Raw genomic sequence first — 17,387 nt, 5'->3', positions numbered from 1 at the left:
AAACTGGTTTGAAAACTCAGTATTGGAAATAATAAGTAAGGAAATGGCGAATTTAAGGTCCATGGATCTAATTTTTGACCAAAATATATTTGCATTATGTATTTTTGTTTTAACAAGTAATCCATGATGAATAAGCCCATTTTTTCCGAATTCTTTCTAAATAAGTTTTTGTATGATTTTAAATTATCTACTGTGCCCAATATTCGACGAATAAAAAATCTCGTGGAATCACTTATTAAAGAGTTGGAGTCTGGAAAGTTCAGTAGTTTAAAAGAAGAGGAGATAAAATCTAGATTTGTTACTACTTTTTTTGGAGATATTTTAAATTTCAATTACGGAAATGCTCACAAATGGATGCTGCGGGAAGAGAAAAAATCGTTAACAGACGGTACCAAGCCCGATGCGGTTCTAGGTTATTTTTATAAGGATAAAAAGAAAGATGAAGTTAGAGTTGTTATAGAGGTAAAGGATCCAAAAACTAATCTAGACACAAAACAAAAACGGGAAAAGAGTATTTCAGCTGTAGAGCAAGGGTTTGGCTATGCACACAAGACCGGTGGTAACTGTAATTGGGTTATAGTTACTAACATCAATGAAATTAGGTTTTATAGATCACAGGATAGTTCGAAATGTCAGGTTTACCTTTTAAAAGAATTAAACAATGAAGATAAACTGAAGGAACTTTTATTTCTATTTCATAACGATAGATTTATGAAATATGATCTTACTGAGAGATCTAATACAGATACGCTGTTCGAACTTTCAAAAGATCAATCAAAAACTGAAAGTGAGAACGTTCATATTATTGATAAAATTTACTATTCACTTAAAAGGTTTGAAGAGTTTGGTTTTGTAAGTCCAGATTATCTAGCTTCTATAAGGCCTTTTAATATTTTGGATGAATATGTATGGCATTACCATGATGATAAGCTTTTTACGATCAATCCAGATATTTATACGCTATTGACCAAAATTTCTGTGGATGGAAGAGAGATTAGTTTCTCGGATTCTTTAATAACAGAATTGGAAGGAATAGATATTAATGAAGCGATGGAAAGATTAAGATGGTCGTTCAAATTTCTTAATAAATGTATGATTACTAAAATTCACGCAGTTCGTGACTATCAGTTAGAATTAAGACGGAAAAAAGGTGTTATTGGGGTTTCAAAGACTCATATTTTTAGCTGTGAGGATGACAATATAGTTGCGGTAGATATTGATTTAAGTCCTGAAGATACTGTCTGTGACTGTATGATTTGTAATTACAGAAATTTTGATTTTGACAAACTTATCAGAAAACTAAAGCAGGCCGATGGAAACTTGGATTATCTTACTATGGAATATGCATTTGGGAATTTTTTGGTATCATCGAATAATTACAGAACATCTTATTTCATTTTAAATGAAATAAAGAATTTGGAAAAAATTAGTCCTGAAAAAGGAGTGACCTATTTTCTAGCTTCGCTGAATACTACTTTTTTATATCATCTGATTCAGATGTCATCATTGGAAGATACGGAAGAAATCCGAAGCAACATAAGAGCAATCGACATGGATAAGCTGCTTTATAATGAGTTGGAATTTTATATCGAGAAGGATGTGCTGGATTACTTAAAGAAAGTGAAGGACGACGATCTTATTGACAAAGTTGAGGACAGTGTTGATCAACTCCTCGAGCAAATTAATGCATTAAAGAAACTGATCGATGACGGAGGTTCGCAAATAGGTCCGGACTATGCGTACAATCTGCTTGTAAATTATGAGAAATGCTTCAGACATCATTATGGCAATTCTATTTTTTATGTAAAATTTAATAGGTACAAGAAAATCACTGCGCTCACTTTGCAAGCTTTAGTGACCAGTTATAATACTTCGGGGTATGGACTTCAATATTTTAATGATTTTATCCTGACAGAAAGTATCTTACATATCCATTCGACAAAACTACAGGAAATACTTTCAAAACAGGAAGTGATAGAAGTTGATCAGGAAAGCTTAGACAAACTGCTGTTAAAACTGAACAATCTTTTGAGTAGTTCTATAAAAAAAGGTTTCTTTAATGATTTTGTTAAAAATGAAATTGTAGCGATTCAACTGGAAAACTGGAATTTTGACCAACAATACAATACTATCTTTACAAATATTTTCACCGTTCTTTCAAGATTAGATATAGAGAAAGAACAGTTTTCACCATTGATCAAAACTTTGATAGGTTTCTTAAATGTAGAAGACAATCTGGCTCATTACAATTTAAAAGAACTCGAAAGTTTTATGATCAGGCGTGGAGATTTATTTGAGGAAAAAGATCTGGAGTCTATTTTAAATATTGCGATTAGAAGGGACAAAATGCATAATCACAAATATGAAGGTTTAATAAGAAATACCCCAAAAGTCTTTTTAAGGCATAAGCCACAATACAAATACTCCAACATAAATTTAATTAACAGGCTGCTTTTGAATTGTCAGCGAGAGGATGGAACTTTTAAGAATTTCAGAAAAGCTATTAATTTGGCTCAAATCGTAGATGATTCTTGTAAGAAAATTTTATACGGTGCATTCACGGATTTTCTTGACATGCAATTTGATGACGAATTCTATAGATTATTGCTACATGCTGGAGTAATTAAATTTGATGAAGGAGATTATTTTGAGAAGTATCTTAATTATGTCAATAATAGAATAGGCTACAGAGATTTTAAGTTAAAGTCCGTAGAATCAATCAATTTGTCTTTTCTGAATTTTATTCTTCTTATATCCAAACTTGAAATTGACGTTGAGTTAGTATGTTCTGAAAAATTAACAGGCTTAAATACTTTTGAAAAGTGGCTCTTGAATCCGAAGAGATTTGATTACCAATTTTTTGATTCCAATTGGCTTATACAGGTTGCGGAATATCCGAATTTTCTTAAACGACTATCAGATATTCCTCATATCGTTATTGCTATTGAAGAACGACTTGAAAGAGATTTTAATTCATCTTTGGCGGAAATTAAGTACAAATTTTTAAAAAAATGGGAGAAACCGTAAATTAATGTACTTTGGTTTTCGCTATATTTGTATGAATAGTAGTATATTAAATACTATTCCTTTATATTCAAATGAAAATCCACGGTATATTTATAGGCATTGATAGGTTTCAATCTCCTTCAATAAATTGGCTTTCTTGTGCAAGACGAGATGCAGTTGCATTATATTCTTTGTTTTCTGATAATCTTCAGGGAAATTTTCATTTGATGTTCGATGAAAATGCAACAAGAGATTCGATAGAATTCCGAGTTAAAGAGCTATCCAATTGTGCAGATGACGATATTGTAATATTTTCTTTTTCAGGGCACGGTACCAATACCCATGAATTAGTAACCTACGATACAAATATTAACGATATCGGCTCAACGACAATTGCACTGGATACTTTGGCAGAATGGTTTAAAAATATTCCCGCAAGACAATTAATATGTATTATTGACTGCTGTTTTTCAGGAGGAATGGGAGCAAAAGCATTAGAGGTAAATTTTGCTTCAAGAGAATTTAAATCTGGAGAAGAACTAATAAAACAATTTTCAGGTAGTGGCAGGGTTATATTAACTGCCTCAAAGGCTACCGAACCTGCATGGGAAAATGGAAAGTTAGGTCATGGTTTATTGACTTACCATCTGCTAGAGGCATTGCAAGGAGCAAATGAAGTAAGAAAAGATCAAAAAATCGGTATATTCCGTTTATTGGAGTATGTTACATCAAGTGTTAAGAACTCTGCTGGTGAATTAGGTGCTGAGCAAAATCCCATGTTGTTAGGACAAATAACAGAAGAGATTAGTTTCCCTGTCTTTAAACCAGGTAGATTGTACAAAGAAGCTTTTCCAGAAAGGAACCTTTCATTGGTGGATGCAAGTATAGAATCCTTGCTGGAGTTTGGATTTCCTAATGGCATTATAGAAGCATGGAAATCTAAGATACCATCACTAAATCAATTGCAGGTAGATGCAATTAATGATTATGGCATTCTTACGGGTAACCATCTTGTAGTTTCCGCACCTACATCTTCTGGTAAAACAATGATAGGAGAGCTTGCTGCTATATATGGAGTTTTACAAAGAAAAAGAGCTGTATTTCTTCTTCCTCTAAAAGCATTGGTAAATGATAAGTTAAGGCATTTTGACGAGACATATGCATCTTTTGATATTAAAACAATCAAAGCTACAGGAGAAAGTGTTACTGACGATATTATGCCATTGATGAAAGGACAGTATGATATATGCTTGATGACTTATGAAAAGTTTGCAGCCATTATATTAGCTAATCCTTATGTCCTTAATCAAATTGGAACTGTCATAGTAGATGAAGCTCAAATGATAGCTGATAAAAGCAGAGGATTAAACTTAGAATTTATATTAACATTATTAAAACTTAAGCGTAGAGAAGGTGTTGAACCTCAGATTATAGCTTTGTCCGCAGTAATTGGTGATTTAAATGGATTAGAAAGGTGGTTAGGTGGTCGTCTGTTATTACATACTGAAAGACCAATTCCTCTAAATGAAGGAATTATAAAGCTCAATGGTGATTTTCGATATATTGAATCTGATACAGGGGATGAAATTACAACAAACCTTATAAGACCCAGTTTTAGGAAGGGATCCAGTCAGGATATTATAATCCCGTTGGTTCAGAAGTTAGTCAACGAAGGGAAAAACGTTATTGTTTTCCGAGAGACAAAATCAGAAGCACAAGCTTGTGCAATGTACTTGGCTACTAATTTAGATTTGCAGCCGGCTTCCGATGCAATTGATTTATTGCCACAAAATGACCCTTCTATTTCCACTCAGAAACTAATACAAACGTTAAATAAGGGAGTTGCTTTTCATATTTCGGATCTTGACGCTGAGGAAAGATCTGTTATAGAAGATCAATTCAGAAGAAAACATTCAGGATTAAAAATAATTGCAGCAACTACAACTTTAGCTATGGGAGTTAATACTCCGGCTGAAGCGGTCATTATTTCCGGTCTGACTCATCCAGGTAATACTCCTTATTCAGTTTCTGAATATAAAAATATTATAGGTCGAGCAGGTCGATTAGGTTTTGCTGATAGAGGATACTCTTTTTTGATTGCAACAACTTCAATCGCAGAACATACTTACTGGCAAGACTATGTTTTGGGAACCCCAGAAGATATGCAATCTAATTTTGTTTCAAAGAACACAGATAGTCGTTCGTTGGTACTAAGAGTACTGGCTGCATCCAAATCTAAAAGAGGAATGAGCAGGTCTGAAATTATTGGATTTTTAACAGAAAGTTTTGGGGCTTATCAAGAGAAAATAAAATATAACACATGGGACTGGAGCTCAAGTGATATTGATGATGCCTTAAATGAACTTACTTATCATCAGCTAATAGAAATGGATGATGAAAACTGTTTTCATACTACTACAATCGGAAAAATAGCCGGAGATTCAGGAATTGAAGTTGAATCTATTATCCGTATTATTAGTACTTTACAACAAATCCCTTCAGAGCTCATTTCTGATCCCGTATTATTGGGAATCACTCAACTTACCATAGAGTTACAGCAGGTATATATGCCTATAAACAAAAAAAGCATTTATAAAGAGCCACATACATGGAGTGATGCCATACAAAGACAGCGAATTCCTTCTCAATTGATAAATGCATTTTCAAGATATTCAAAGGATAATATTGAGACTACATCGAAATCAAAGAAAACGATGGCTAGCCTACTTTGGGTTACAGATATGCAATTGGTGGAAATGGAGGCTCTTCTTATGCAGCACAGTCGAGACAACTCTGCTGCAGGTGCAATACGAGCAATAGTTTCAAGAGTTTGTGATGTACTCCCTATTGTTGCTGGCATAACTGAAATACTAAAACCGGAGATTAAGCTAACAGAAAGAATTCCCAAATTACTTTTAAGATTAGAACTAGGTGTTCCGTCATCTATTATAGAGCTAGCAAAACTTTTAGGAAGAACTTTAAATCGAGGTGAATATCTTGAATTATTAAAAAGAGGGATAATGACTATTAATCAGTTTAGTGCTACTGATGAGCGAATTTTATTAGAGATATTTTCTAGTGATAAGGTTGAAGAAATAAGATTTAAGATTGAACAAAATATTCAAGAACAATCAACTAGAATAGAGCTTCCTGAGATTCCGCTTTATGAAGAATAGAATTATTGCCAATCAGTATATTAATACTATAATTTTCTTTTAATTCTGAAAATGAAATAGAAATTAAGATTTCCATCTCGATTTTATTGGATTACTTTGATAAAGAGCAACCTTGCTTTTTAAGTTGGTGCAGCAATTGAAAGAGTGTTTCGTAAGAAAGGATTGTTCTAATTTTGCTTTTGTACTTCCATACAGCATCAACTGCTTTTTGTTTAACATTTCATATGATTAAAAATATTAATTTGTAAATCAAATAAATACACTAATTATATGAAGTCAGCCTATTTATTGGATATAATGGTGATATTGACCCCTCTGCTGGACATACTGACCCCTCTGTTTAGGATTTCTTCAGTCCAACTGATGACCTGACAATATTACTTCTTTTTTCTTAGACTTTCGCCTTTTAACTCAATTCTATATGAGCCATGAATTAGCCTATCGAGTATTGCATCCGCAATTGTATCTTCTCCAATTACATCATACCAACTTGCAACCGGTAGCTGGCTTGCAATCACTGTAGATGCCTTAGCATGTCTATCTTCAATTATTTCCATCATGTCCAATCTTTGATGCTGGTCTAGGTTTACCAGGCCGAAATCGTCAATAATAAGAAGGTCTGTTTTTGATATTTTATCCATTAACTTATGTAGCGTACCTTCCAAACGAGCCATTTTCGTCTTTAGAAGTAGCTTTTGCAGATTAAAGTACAGTACCTTATAACCTTGTGCACAAGCTTGATGACCTAAGGCAGAGGCTAGAAAACTCTTCCCGCAGCCTGTAGCGCCACTGATCAGTATCGGATCTCCTTTTTTGATGTACTCGCCCGTAGCTAGGGCAGTGATCATTCCCTTATCCAACCCTCTGGTAGCTACCATGTTTATCTCTTCTATTGAAGCCTGATAGCGGAACCCCGCATTCTGCTTAAGGCGGTCAAACCGCTTTTCGTCCCTTTCATCTGCTTCTGCCTGCAACAATAGGGTTAACCCTTCAGAAAGAGTGAGTTCAGTGCTCCGGCGTGTTTCGTTCAGAGCTTTCCAGTTACGTTCCATACCGTGTAGGCGTAACGCTCTCATTTGTGTTTCAATGTTCATTTTAGTGTATTTATATCATGTATTATGTTCATTATGTTCATTCTGCTATTTCTTGGTCATTGCGCACCCAATCCGTCCTTTGGTTGATCAAAGTGTGTCGGCTGGCTACTTGCATAATATGCTCTACCTCGTATATTGGCATGTTCTGGCAATGCGTCTTTTACCAACGGTTCTTCTTCGCTGTTAGCGATGCCGTTTTCAAGTACGTTCTTAAAGAAATAGTAAGTGTAAAGCTTGTTTTTTAGAACATACTTACATGCTTTATCAAACTCTTCTACTGGAAAGTCCCGCTTTAACTTGAATAGACCGTCGCAGGTACGGTATAACTGTTCAGGGTAGCGGGCTCGCTTAAAAAGAACTTGCATAAGCTCATGGAACTCTGGTGAGTGCTCTCTAGCTCGGGCTAAATAGGTCTCATGACTTCGTTTCTTGTAGGCCTGATGTTCGGACTTTAAGTGTTCTGCAACAGTGGTATAGGCATTTTCCCTATAACTCCGTATATGCACAGCGATCTGTTTTCCTTGACAATAGATCGATACCATAGTACGCGTATAGATAAGCTTCACTTTCATTCCGATGTAGGTAAATGGGACACTGTAATAGTGTTTGTTGCGCTGCAGGTAGATATGGCCATTGTTTCCTACTTTGAGTTCTGCGTAGTACTTTAACTCGAATCGCTCACTTGGAAGCTCATCCAGTGTAGACTTTTCTGCACTTAAGAAACGCTCTTCTCGGCAATATGGTTTTTGTTGCATGCGCGTCTGGTTATGCTTTACCATACAGGTGTTTATAGCTTGATTAAGTGCATGTATATCGAAGAACTGCTGGTTTCGAAGGGGTGCAAATACGCGGCTATAAATCATTTTTACCTGGTTTTCTACCAGCGACTTATCCTTAGGACGAGCTGAACGGGCCGGGACTACAACTGTGCCGTAATGGTTGGCAAAGTCTTCCATGGATTGGTTCAGGACTGGTTCATATTTATCTGCTTTGATCACTGCTGCTTTTAGGTTATCGGGAACAATGGCTTTTGGTACACCTCCCATAGCCTCCAGGCAACAGCTCAGCGCGTAAAGAAAGTCGGGAGTTTGTTGAGAGCGTACGGCGATGGCAAACGCGTAATCTGAGAAAGGAAGACAGGCAACAAATACTTCACAGGCAATCAGTTCACCTGTGGACCGATCGATATAATGGAGTTTCTTTCCAGAAAAGTCAATATACAGTTTGTCGCCAGCGATGTGTTCCATCACCATGCTGCCTTTTCTGGAGACAAGCTGTTGCCTTAGGTGGTATGTGAACTGTGGATAGCTATAACCGGTGGGGTCGCTCTCAATATACTCTTGCCAGAGCAACTGTTTGGTGACCCCGGTACGCTTAAGTTCTTTTTCGTAATAATCAAGACGGCTCTTCAGGTATTCAAACTTATCTGCCTTATATGCAGGATTACCTGAATGAAAAGATTTTTCTAATAAAGGGTCCTCTTGCTTAAGCAGTTCTTCGGTATTGAACCCGCCATCGGCCATCTTTTTCAGGTAAGACCGAACTGTATTCTTACTCATTCCAAGAATGCGGGCAATCGTTTTTATTCCACTGCCGCTCTGATACAATCTAATTAATTGCTTTATCTGACTCATTTGTTTTGGTTTTCCAGCCATCAGTGATCCAAAATTGTTTGATCACTAAGTAACAAAAACTACTCGCAAAGGGGTCAGCATGCTCCAGCACAATGAACTAATAATGAATTTAGGGGGTCAACATGAGCCAGTATGGCAGTTGAATATGGGCATTAAACGCAATATGCATCCCTAAAATTAATTCGATTTTGAGGGGTCAATATGCTCCAGTATATCCAATTTATACGTCCGTGTAAGTACAGACGAACAAAAAAGAAAAGGTTACTCCCTACCAGAGCAGGAGGATAGATTATTGAAATATTGTAAATATAACAATATCGAAGTCAAAGGAATTTATCGGGAAGACTATTCTGCCAAAAATTTCAACCGGCCAGAGTGGAAAGAATTATTTTCAGAAATTAAAAAGAAATCATCGGGAGAAGATAAGAACATATTATTTATCAAATGGGACCGATTTAGTCGTAATGTTGAATATGCTTACGAAATGATCGGAAAGCTTCGAAAATATAAAACGATAGCGATGGCTATTGATCAACCAATTGATTTCTCTGTGCCGGAAAGTACCGTTATGCTGGCTGTATATTTAGCCGTTCCGGAAGCGGAAAATACTCGGAGGGCCCAAAATACAGCAAATGGTATTCGTCGAGCGAAGCTGATGGGTAGATATCCTAATAAAGCACCTATTGGATTTATTAATTTGACACTAATGGATGGTAAAAAAGCTATTGCTCCTAAAGAGCCTGAAGCTGATATTATAAAGTGGTCTTTTCATCAAGCTGCCCAGAACGATCATAAGATTTCCGAAATAATGAAAATGGCTAATGAAAAAGGATTGATATGTTCACGGTCACACTTCTTTAGAATTTTACGGAATCCAATTTATTGTGGACTTATATCAGTCAAACTTAAATCTAATGAAGAACAAATGATAAAAGGTTTGCACGAACCTTTAATATCTGAATCGTTATTTTATCAAGTTCAATCTGTTATTAATACAAAAAGAAAAACTACTTCTAAAAAAGATGATTTAAAAGAGCTGTTTTTTCTTAGAGGTTTTTTGACCTGTCCTGTTTGTGATCGCAAACTCAGTGGGAGTATTGCGCAAGGAAGCTCAAAAAAATACCCATATTATCATTGTCATGATCGCTGTAGAACAAGGATAAACGCAGTTTTGTTGAATGATTGCTATCAAAATAAGCTTCAGCAATTGATACTATCAAATAACACAATTGAACTATTTAAGGATATTTTGGAAGGTCAGAATATAAAGATACAGAAAGCAAGTTATTTATACGGTCAAAAACTATTAGAAAGAAGAATAAAGGAGGAAGAACTAACTCTTTCTAGAGGTAGAAAATTATTTATAGCAGGAATATTGAAGATTGATGATTATAATGACTTAAAAAAAGAATGTCTGGTTAATACTAAAAATCTCAGTAAAGAAAGACGTGATATTACTCTTAAATTAAAAGCTATTGATAGAAAGAATCAAATAGAAAATAAAGCACTGGTTGAAATCTTTCAAAAATTTTCCGAGTTTGATACTTCAGACAAAAGATATCTTGTGAGTCTTATTCCACCAGTTGATATTGATTATAAAACGGGAGATCTCTCTTTGGACTTAAATCAAGCATTTTCAAAAATATTATTAAAAAAAAATAACCGAAAACCTAACAAGAAAAATGAACTTCATTGATAAAAATGTTTCAGTTGAGCAAGCAATCATTCTTCTTGCCAAGAATGGAATTCAGGTAAATGAGAAGGAAGCTAAAATTATATTGGAATTACTATATTTAGTATCAAAAAATTATGATAAACCGAAAGAGAAAAAAATACTAGAACCTTAATGGGATTTCAAACTATGGTTCAATACCGATGAAATCTCTGATAGAGCACTTTTAGACTGTCTGTTTCAGATGGACTAAGGATTTCACATCAAAAAATTCAAACCATAAAATATCAGGATGTAAAAGTTTGATATAGAGGATTTTATGTGTAAAAAAAGAGAGACAACTATCAAATAGTTGTCTCCTTAAGTGACTCGCTGGTAGGCTATCCAAACTATTTTTATAACGATATTGAAAATATATTAGAATTATGTAGTTGAAAATAAGGCATTTATGTTATTATTTATTTTGTTTGATTCCTGTTAAGTTATCTTCATGAGATTGTAATTTTAAAATATTTCAATTCGTAATTCGAATCTTTCGCGCCAATACCAACCAATTATTTTTATCTGTGATGGTTAATTTTTGGTGTGATTATTTGCCAGCTCTGATTTAGCCTTTCTTTTTTTATTCATAATTTCGAAATTAATCTGTACGATTTTTGACCGATAAAATATTTGTCTTTTTAATATGGATGTTTGCTATACTTTTAGAGAAGTAATACTAATTTAACAAATATGCTGTCAAAAAAGATAGAATTCAAATTCTTATCCTATTTAGTCTGAGGATTTCCTAATCAAAAAGTGATTTTTCCCGTATGAATAGGTGCACTTGGACGAAGCAGATTTACATTTTTTAGGCATATCGATCTAAAACCTAAACCATTAAAATTCAAATTTTAAAAAAAATAGTAATCTTACGGGTAACCGTAAAAATAAAAATATCTGCAAATGTAATTTAGCAATATGATTAAAATAACATTACCAAGTAGCGATGCGATCAAGGCTATCAACGACGCTAAAGAGGACTGCCTCCAACCAATTGGCTTTTTTATAAAGTACAAGGTTACATTTAATAAATTAACAATGGAAATCGAGCCAAATGCAGGATTTGAATATGATCCATCTGATATTTTTCATCTCGCATGGTACGCTAGAGAATACAAGTAAGGCTATTAAATTCTTGAACGGAAAGATTTATTTACAAAAATTCCCCGATTAGATTAGGGTACAATAGAAGAGATTACTTAAATGGTGGTCTCTTTTATGCATTAATTCTAACCAGGATTTTGATTAAAAATCTTTTGTTTCATTTTATATTAGATAAAAGGAATAAATTTCATTGGTTTAATTTTTACAGTATCTTAAAGAATAATCTTTGTTTTATTGGAGAATAATAATTTTTTAATGAGCAAACATATTTCATTCAATTGCAGATTATGAGTATATTGGTACGAATTCTGATTTAGTGTCGGCGAATAATAACTGGCCTAAACTATTGATTATTAGAAAAAAAATATATTGTATATTTAATTTTATATCTCAACGTGGAGAGATATAATTTAAAGGGAAAACGACTGTGTGGAGGTTATTCACTTTAAAAAAGTAACCATGAAACAATTATATAAAAATATTCTATTATCAATCGAACAACAGGAGAAGAATCTAGAACGAAGTACGAAAAGCACCATTGAAGAAGCTTATCATATGGTTTCTTTTCTTCGCCAATTATTAAGCGATCTTAAAACCCAAATTGCAAAAAATGGTTTTGCTACAGCCGACGACGAAGTAGTCTTTTTTAAGACTGTCAAGCCCGAGATTTTAGGAAAACTCATTTACTACAATAAGCTTGTCCGTTTGGAAGTTATTAACCCGGAACTTTATGATTTGGTACAAGCTTATTACAACGAGCAGATCAAGCTTTTAAATAAAGAATATAAAAAGCACCTGGAGAGTTCGGATTTTTACTGGTATTATCGTTCTGGTCGCTGCGATAAAGACAATTCATATTTTAGATTAGGTAATATTAATTTCTTCGATGGTGTAGACAGTTTTTTCTTTGAAGTTGATATTGACTTTTCTACCTATTATGATTATAAAGTCGCTCAGATCATAGCGATGGACTTGCTTTTTTCCTATTATTTGTCGAAAATTAGTCAGAAAGACTCCAATAATACCGGTAGTTCCCCTATGCCTGAAAATGGAAGTTTTTCTTGGACGGATTCCAAGAATGCGTTAATTGAACTGATTTATGCGCTACATGCAGCAGGTAGTGTGTCTAATGGCAGAGCTGGCCTGCGAAAAATGAGTAAACTATTTGAGGAAGTGTTTGAAATCAAATTGGGGGATATTCATCATGCATTCCATCAGATGAAGTTCAGGGCAGGAGAGAAAACCAGCTATTTACTTTTCTTAAAAAGTTCTCTAGAACAATATATGGATAGAGAACTTTAAGGTAGGTAGTAAATCTATTGTACAAGACAGGTAATCATATCGATGACCTGTTTTTTATTGCCGAAATTTATACTGTCCTGTTATACTGAATTCATTCGTAGAATAACTAACCTGAAATTTACACAACTGGCTTCGACAGTTCATACTTTTAGTATGTACCAATATACTAGTCATAGGATACCAATGCAAACTGGCGCCACTATTAAAAAAATAACGAAAAAAAAGTTCATTTCTCTTGGTACATCCTTGGTAGTACCTTGTACGATTTAGCGGAAAATCAAGGCCAATTTTGGTATGTAAACCAAATGTAAAAGGCTATGAATATAGATCGAGTTGAATTCCTCGCGTGGATGGATCGTATCATGAAGCGATTTGATATACTCGCAGGGGATCTTGAAATCCGCGACAAAAAGAGATTGAGTATCGACGGTGATGAACTGCTCGATAATCAAGACGTGCTTCAAATGCTAAAGATCACTTACCGATGTCTTCAGCGTTACCGTACAATCGGCAGAATAAAGTTTTTCACTATCAGTGGTAAAATTTATTACAAGAGTTCTGATGTGCAACAGTTTATTAGAGACAGCTATCACGGCGGAAAATATAGGCAAAAATAGGTTTCTAACGGAATAGATATAAAACTGCAACAATTCCCATTCTACTTTCGATAATCTTAAAACTTTTTTATTATGAACGAACAAACAATCACTGACGAAAAGGTAGCCAAAGCGTTAGAACCGCTGTCCGATATCCTATTGGTTCTTGACAAAGTTAAGAACAGGATTGAAGCAGTAAAAGGAGTAGATAAGGATGGGAAACTGGAAACAGGAGAACCTAAGCAGAAGAATTTGCTGGATTTTATGCGCGTAGACAAAAATGACATTTTCAGCAATTTCTTTTCTAATTTCTGGCGAAAGCTCAACGATCCCACAGGATACAAGTTCTTTAAAATTGCGGACATTGATATGGAGGCAGTTGCAAAAAGACTACAGTCCGCGCTCGATAATCCAACACCAGAAGGAAATAAATTGCTGGAGGCATTGGAAGTGAAACATGACAATAAACAAAAAAAGCAGGATATGGAAACGAAACAAGAAGTAAATCAAGGGAAAACCAAAGATGATACAAAAAATGTGTATCGTTATCATGCAGATGAAATTGACTGGAATACAGCTCATAAATTTGGCTTGAACAGGGAGCTGTTAGAGAAAAATGGACAATTGGACAAATTGCTAAAAGGATACAAATCAGATACAATATTTAAGATTGAAGGAAATTTTGAAGGGCTGGCATTAAAAGGTGATGCACGTCTTTCTTTAAGACAAGTCGATAATAAGATTGTTATTTTGACGCATGGTATACGACATAAAGCTCCTTTGGAAAATCCTTTTTATGGCCATAGATTTACTAGAGAGGATAAGGAGAACCTGATAAAAACTGGAAATATGGGACGGGTGGCTGAACTGACGAATACACAGGGTATTTCAGTAAAGTCCTTGATCAGTTTGGACAAATATACAAAGGAGCCGGTATCATATCCGCTTGAATGGATTAAAATCAATGATAAATTTGGTGGCGTAAAGTTAAGTAAAGAACAAAAACAGGAACTCATGGAAGGAAAGCCGGTGCTTGTTGATGGTATGGTAAATACAAAAACAGGGGAACTGTTCAGCCAAACGTTGCAGTTCAGTGCGGATGACAGAAAAATTGTATTTGCTGGCAATAAAGAAACCCTAAATATTGAACAACAGCTTACAAGGGTAATTCCACCCGTCTTCAGAGACCGACAGCTTAGCGAAAAAGAACAGGATCAGCTAAAAGAGGGTAAAGCTATTTATCTGGAAGATCTTGTCAATAAGGATCAAAATAGAATATATTCAGGTTACGCCTTCTACAATGAACAAAAAGGAAAGGTTGATTTTTCCTTCCAGAAACCTCATTTGGAAAATCAGCTGGAGCAAGTCCTTGGTGATACAAATCAAGAGAAGAAACAGCGACAATCTCCGGTGCAAAAAGATGATTCAAAACAGGCCGCAGGTAATACTGCAAAGACTGATGCCCAAGAAAGAAAGACACCTACAAGACGACCGAAACTTCACTAAAGTAAGCCATTATGAAAGCAATCTTAGCAGAAAAGCCTTCTGTAGCACATGAACTAGCCCGAATTGTAGGAGCGACTGAAAGAAAAGATGGATATTTTTTGGGGGGTGATTTTATGGTCACATGGGCTTATGGACATCTTGTAGGACTGGCGATGCCTGCGGACTATGGAATAAAGGGATTCAACAGGGAATCCCTTCCTATCATACCAGAAAATTTTATGCTTACCTGTAGAAAAGTAAAGGCTGGTAATGGTTATGATTACGATGAAGGTTCAAAACGGCAATTAGAAATAATTGGCGAAGTTTTCGAAAAGTGCGACAGCATTATTGTTGCTACCGATGCAGGTAGGGAGGGTGAAGTAATTTTCCGATACATATATGAATATTTAGGCTGCCATAAATCATTTGAGAGGCTTTGGATCAGTAGTTTAACAGAGAAAGCAATCATAAGCGGATTAAACAATTTGAAGTCCGGGGCTGATTTTGATGGTCTTTATTATGCGGGACGCGAGCGGTCACAGTCTGACTGGATGATAGGGATCAATGCCACGCAAGCCCTTACGATCAGTTTAGGGGATGGTTTATATTCTTTAGGACGTGTTCAGACACCTACTTTATCGCTTATCTGCAAAAGATATATAGATCATAAATCGTTTGAAGTAAAAAGCTATTTCCAGATTGAGCTGGAACATCAAAAAGAGGGTATTATTTTCAAGAGTTTATCGGTTGATAAATGGGAAGAACGAACTAGAATAGAATCTGCAATAAGATCTATTGAGCGTGCAGGAACTGTACTTGTTGTGGATGTTGAAAAGAAATCCGGTTCCTTGCAGGCACCATTACTTTTTGATTTGACAGGCTTACAAAAAGAGGCCAACAGGAAGCTGGGTTTTTCCGCGGAAAAAACACTGGAAATAGCGCAGATCTTGTATGAGAAGAAATTGATAAGTTACCCCCGTACGGGATCAAAGTACATTCCCGAAGATGTCTGGAGCGAAATTCCAAATCTGATTGTCGCTTTAGGGGCTTCCAACGCTTTTAAAGAAAAGGTTGAAAAAGTTAAATGGGAGAGATATAACAAACATATCGTCAATGATGTAAAAGTGACTGACCATCATGGAATTTTAATAACGGAGAATATACCTAGTATTTTGAACGCGCAGGAAAATGCACTGTATGATATGATCGCCTGCCGACTTCTTGAAGCTATTTCACCAGCCTGCCATAGGGAAACTACTTCGGTAACGTTAGAAATCCTACATTATAATTTTGCAATTAAAGCAATAAAGATTACTTCCCCAGGCTGGAAGCTGATCAATGGAAATTTTAATGAAGACGAGGAGGACAATGTTTTTGACCTGCCGGAACTCCACAATGGCGATCTCTTACAGGTAACCGCTGCGACGCTTCTTTCCAAAAAAACAAAGCCACCTGCATTATATACTGAAGCAGAACTTCTATCAGCAATGGAAAATGCCGGTAATACCATTGCGGATATTGAGGAGAGAAAGGCACTTAAAACCATTGGAATAGGTACACCAGCTACCCGTGCTTCGGTTATTGAAACGCTTTTCGACAGGGATTATATCCGCCGGGAGAAGAAGTCGATCATTCCTACTGAGAAGGGCCTTCTTGTTTATCAGATCGTAGCGGATAAAAAGATAGCAGACGTGTCTATGACAGCGCAATGGGAACTTGCATTTGAAAAGATACAGAATAATGAAATGTCTGCTACGGAATTTCATGGAGAACTTGAAAAGCTGACACAAGAGGTTACCAAGGAGCTCCTGACCGAGAAAATTGCTGAGGCGGGTCCTCAAGATCTATACTGCCCAAAATGTAGTAGTAAAGCCTATTTGCGTGAAAAGGTAATCAAATGCTGTAGTGATGAATGCGGATGGATACTTTTTCGAAAGGTGTGCGGAATACAATTAACATATAAAATTGTAGAAGCTTTGCTTACCAAGAAAAGAACACCATTGATCCGCAAGATGGTCGGTCACAGTGGAAAGCCATTTGATGCCTATATTGTGTTATCGGAGGACGGTACTACTTCTTTTGAATTTGAGCAGAAAAAGAAACGAAAGTTCAGATAATTTTCATGATGTGATTTGGTGTGAAGCCTGAGATCCCCGGTGATTTCAGGCTTCTTTTTTTTACCTCATTTTTTCAATTAGGAAAATGACGGACTTCTTAGGTTAGAATACCTCACAAACTGCATTACGAGAGCTTCTGTGGCTAGGTTTACCTGACAA

Annotated in this window: 10 protein-coding genes; 8 read left to right on the top strand and 2 right to left on the bottom strand. The window is 35.5% G+C overall.

Annotated features, from left to right (window positions below):
* Positions 1-222: 222 nt before the first annotated feature.
* Both EG359_RS06115 and EG359_RS06110 read left to right on the top strand, forming a co-directional pair.
* Positions 223-3,027, top strand: a complete 2,805-nt coding sequence (locus EG359_RS06115; protein ID WP_123867286.1) for a hypothetical protein — start codon at positions 223-225, stop codon at positions 3,025-3,027.
* 71 nt (positions 3,028-3,098) lie between these two features.
* Positions 3,099-6,182: a DEAD/DEAH box helicase gene (locus EG359_RS06110; protein WP_076350962.1), complete on the top strand. Its 3,084-nt coding sequence runs from the start codon at positions 3,099-3,101 to the stop codon at positions 6,180-6,182.
* 377 nt (positions 6,183-6,559) lie between these two features.
* Here EG359_RS06110 and istB read toward each other — a convergent pair whose 3' ends face one another.
* The gene (istB, locus tag EG359_RS06105) at positions 6,560-7,276 is read right to left on the bottom strand and encodes an IS21-like element helper ATPase IstB (RefSeq protein ID WP_076350964.1); all 717 of its coding nucleotides are present in this window, start codon (positions 7,274-7,276) and stop codon (positions 6,560-6,562) included.
* Between the two features lie 56 nt (positions 7,277-7,332).
* The gene (gene istA, locus EG359_RS06100; RefSeq protein WP_076350966.1) at positions 7,333-8,931 is read right to left on the bottom strand and encodes an IS21 family transposase; all 1,599 of its coding nucleotides are present in this window, start codon (positions 8,929-8,931) and stop codon (positions 7,333-7,335) included.
* 178 nt (positions 8,932-9,109) lie between these two features.
* Here istA and EG359_RS06095 point away from each other — a divergent pair, with 178 nt between their 5' ends.
* From EG359_RS06095 to EG359_RS06070, 6 genes are all read left to right on the top strand, one after another.
* Positions 9,110-10,606, top strand: a complete 1,497-nt coding sequence (locus tag EG359_RS06095) for a recombinase family protein (protein WP_317127461.1) — start codon at positions 9,110-9,112, stop codon at positions 10,604-10,606.
* The gene (locus EG359_RS06090) at positions 10,593-10,757 is read left to right on the top strand and encodes a PTS sugar transporter subunit IIBC (RefSeq protein WP_076350970.1); all 165 of its coding nucleotides are present in this window, start codon (positions 10,593-10,595) and stop codon (positions 10,755-10,757) included. Before EG359_RS06095 ends, EG359_RS06090 begins: the two co-directional genes overlap by 14 nt.
* 1,430 nt (positions 10,758-12,187) lie before the next feature.
* Entirely contained in the window at positions 12,188-13,030 is an 843-nt protein-coding gene (locus tag EG359_RS06085) for an RteC domain-containing protein (protein ID WP_076352060.1), read from the top strand.
* A 317-nt stretch (positions 13,031-13,347) separates the two neighbouring features.
* On the top strand, positions 13,348-13,647 hold the full coding sequence (locus EG359_RS06080; protein WP_076350974.1) for a helix-turn-helix domain-containing protein: 300 nt from the start codon (positions 13,348-13,350) through the stop codon (positions 13,645-13,647).
* A gap of 72 nt (positions 13,648-13,719) precedes the next feature.
* Positions 13,720-15,132 carry a DUF3945 domain-containing protein gene (locus EG359_RS06075; RefSeq protein ID WP_076350976.1) on the top strand — a complete coding sequence of 471 codons (1,413 nt, stop codon included), beginning with the start codon at positions 13,720-13,722 and terminating at the stop codon, positions 15,130-15,132.
* Between the two features lie 11 nt (positions 15,133-15,143).
* A complete protein-coding gene (locus EG359_RS06070) occupies positions 15,144-17,228 on the top strand; it encodes a type IA DNA topoisomerase (protein ID WP_076350978.1) in 2,085 nt (694 codons plus the stop codon).
* The last annotated feature ends 159 nt before the right edge of the window (positions 17,229-17,387 follow it).

Origin of the sequence: Chryseobacterium joostei, assembly GCF_003815775.1 — a bacterium.
Taxonomy (GTDB): domain Bacteria; phylum Bacteroidota; class Bacteroidia; order Flavobacteriales; family Weeksellaceae; genus Chryseobacterium; species Chryseobacterium joostei.
Note: the sequence above shows the minus strand (reverse complement) of the source record. Positions and strands in the feature narration are given on the sequence as shown.

Excerpts from the sequence above, each read along its gene's own strand:
- EG359_RS06070 (WP_076350978.1), top strand. The coding sequence starts at position 15,144 with ATGAAAGCAATCTTAGCAGAAAAGCCTTCTGTAGCACATGAACTAGCC.
- EG359_RS06110 (WP_076350962.1), top strand. The coding sequence starts at position 3,099 with ATGAAAATCCACGGTATATTTATAGGCATTGATAGGTTTCAATCTCCT.
- EG359_RS06075 (WP_076350976.1), top strand. The coding sequence starts at position 13,720 with ATGAACGAACAAACAATCACTGACGAAAAGGTAGCCAAAGCGTTAGAA.
- EG359_RS06080 (WP_076350974.1), top strand. The coding sequence starts at position 13,348 with ATGAATATAGATCGAGTTGAATTCCTCGCGTGGATGGATCGTATCATG.
- EG359_RS06090 (WP_076350970.1), top strand. The coding sequence starts at position 10,593 with ATGAACTTCATTGATAAAAATGTTTCAGTTGAGCAAGCAATCATTCTT.
- istB (WP_076350964.1), bottom strand. The coding sequence starts at position 7,276 with ATGAACATTGAAACACAAATGAGAGCGTTACGCCTACACGGTATGGAA.
- istA (WP_076350966.1), bottom strand. The coding sequence starts at position 8,931 with ATGGCTGGAAAACCAAAACAAATGAGTCAGATAAAGCAATTAATTAGA.
- EG359_RS06085 (WP_076352060.1), top strand. The coding sequence starts at position 12,188 with ATGAAACAATTATATAAAAATATTCTATTATCAATCGAACAACAGGAG.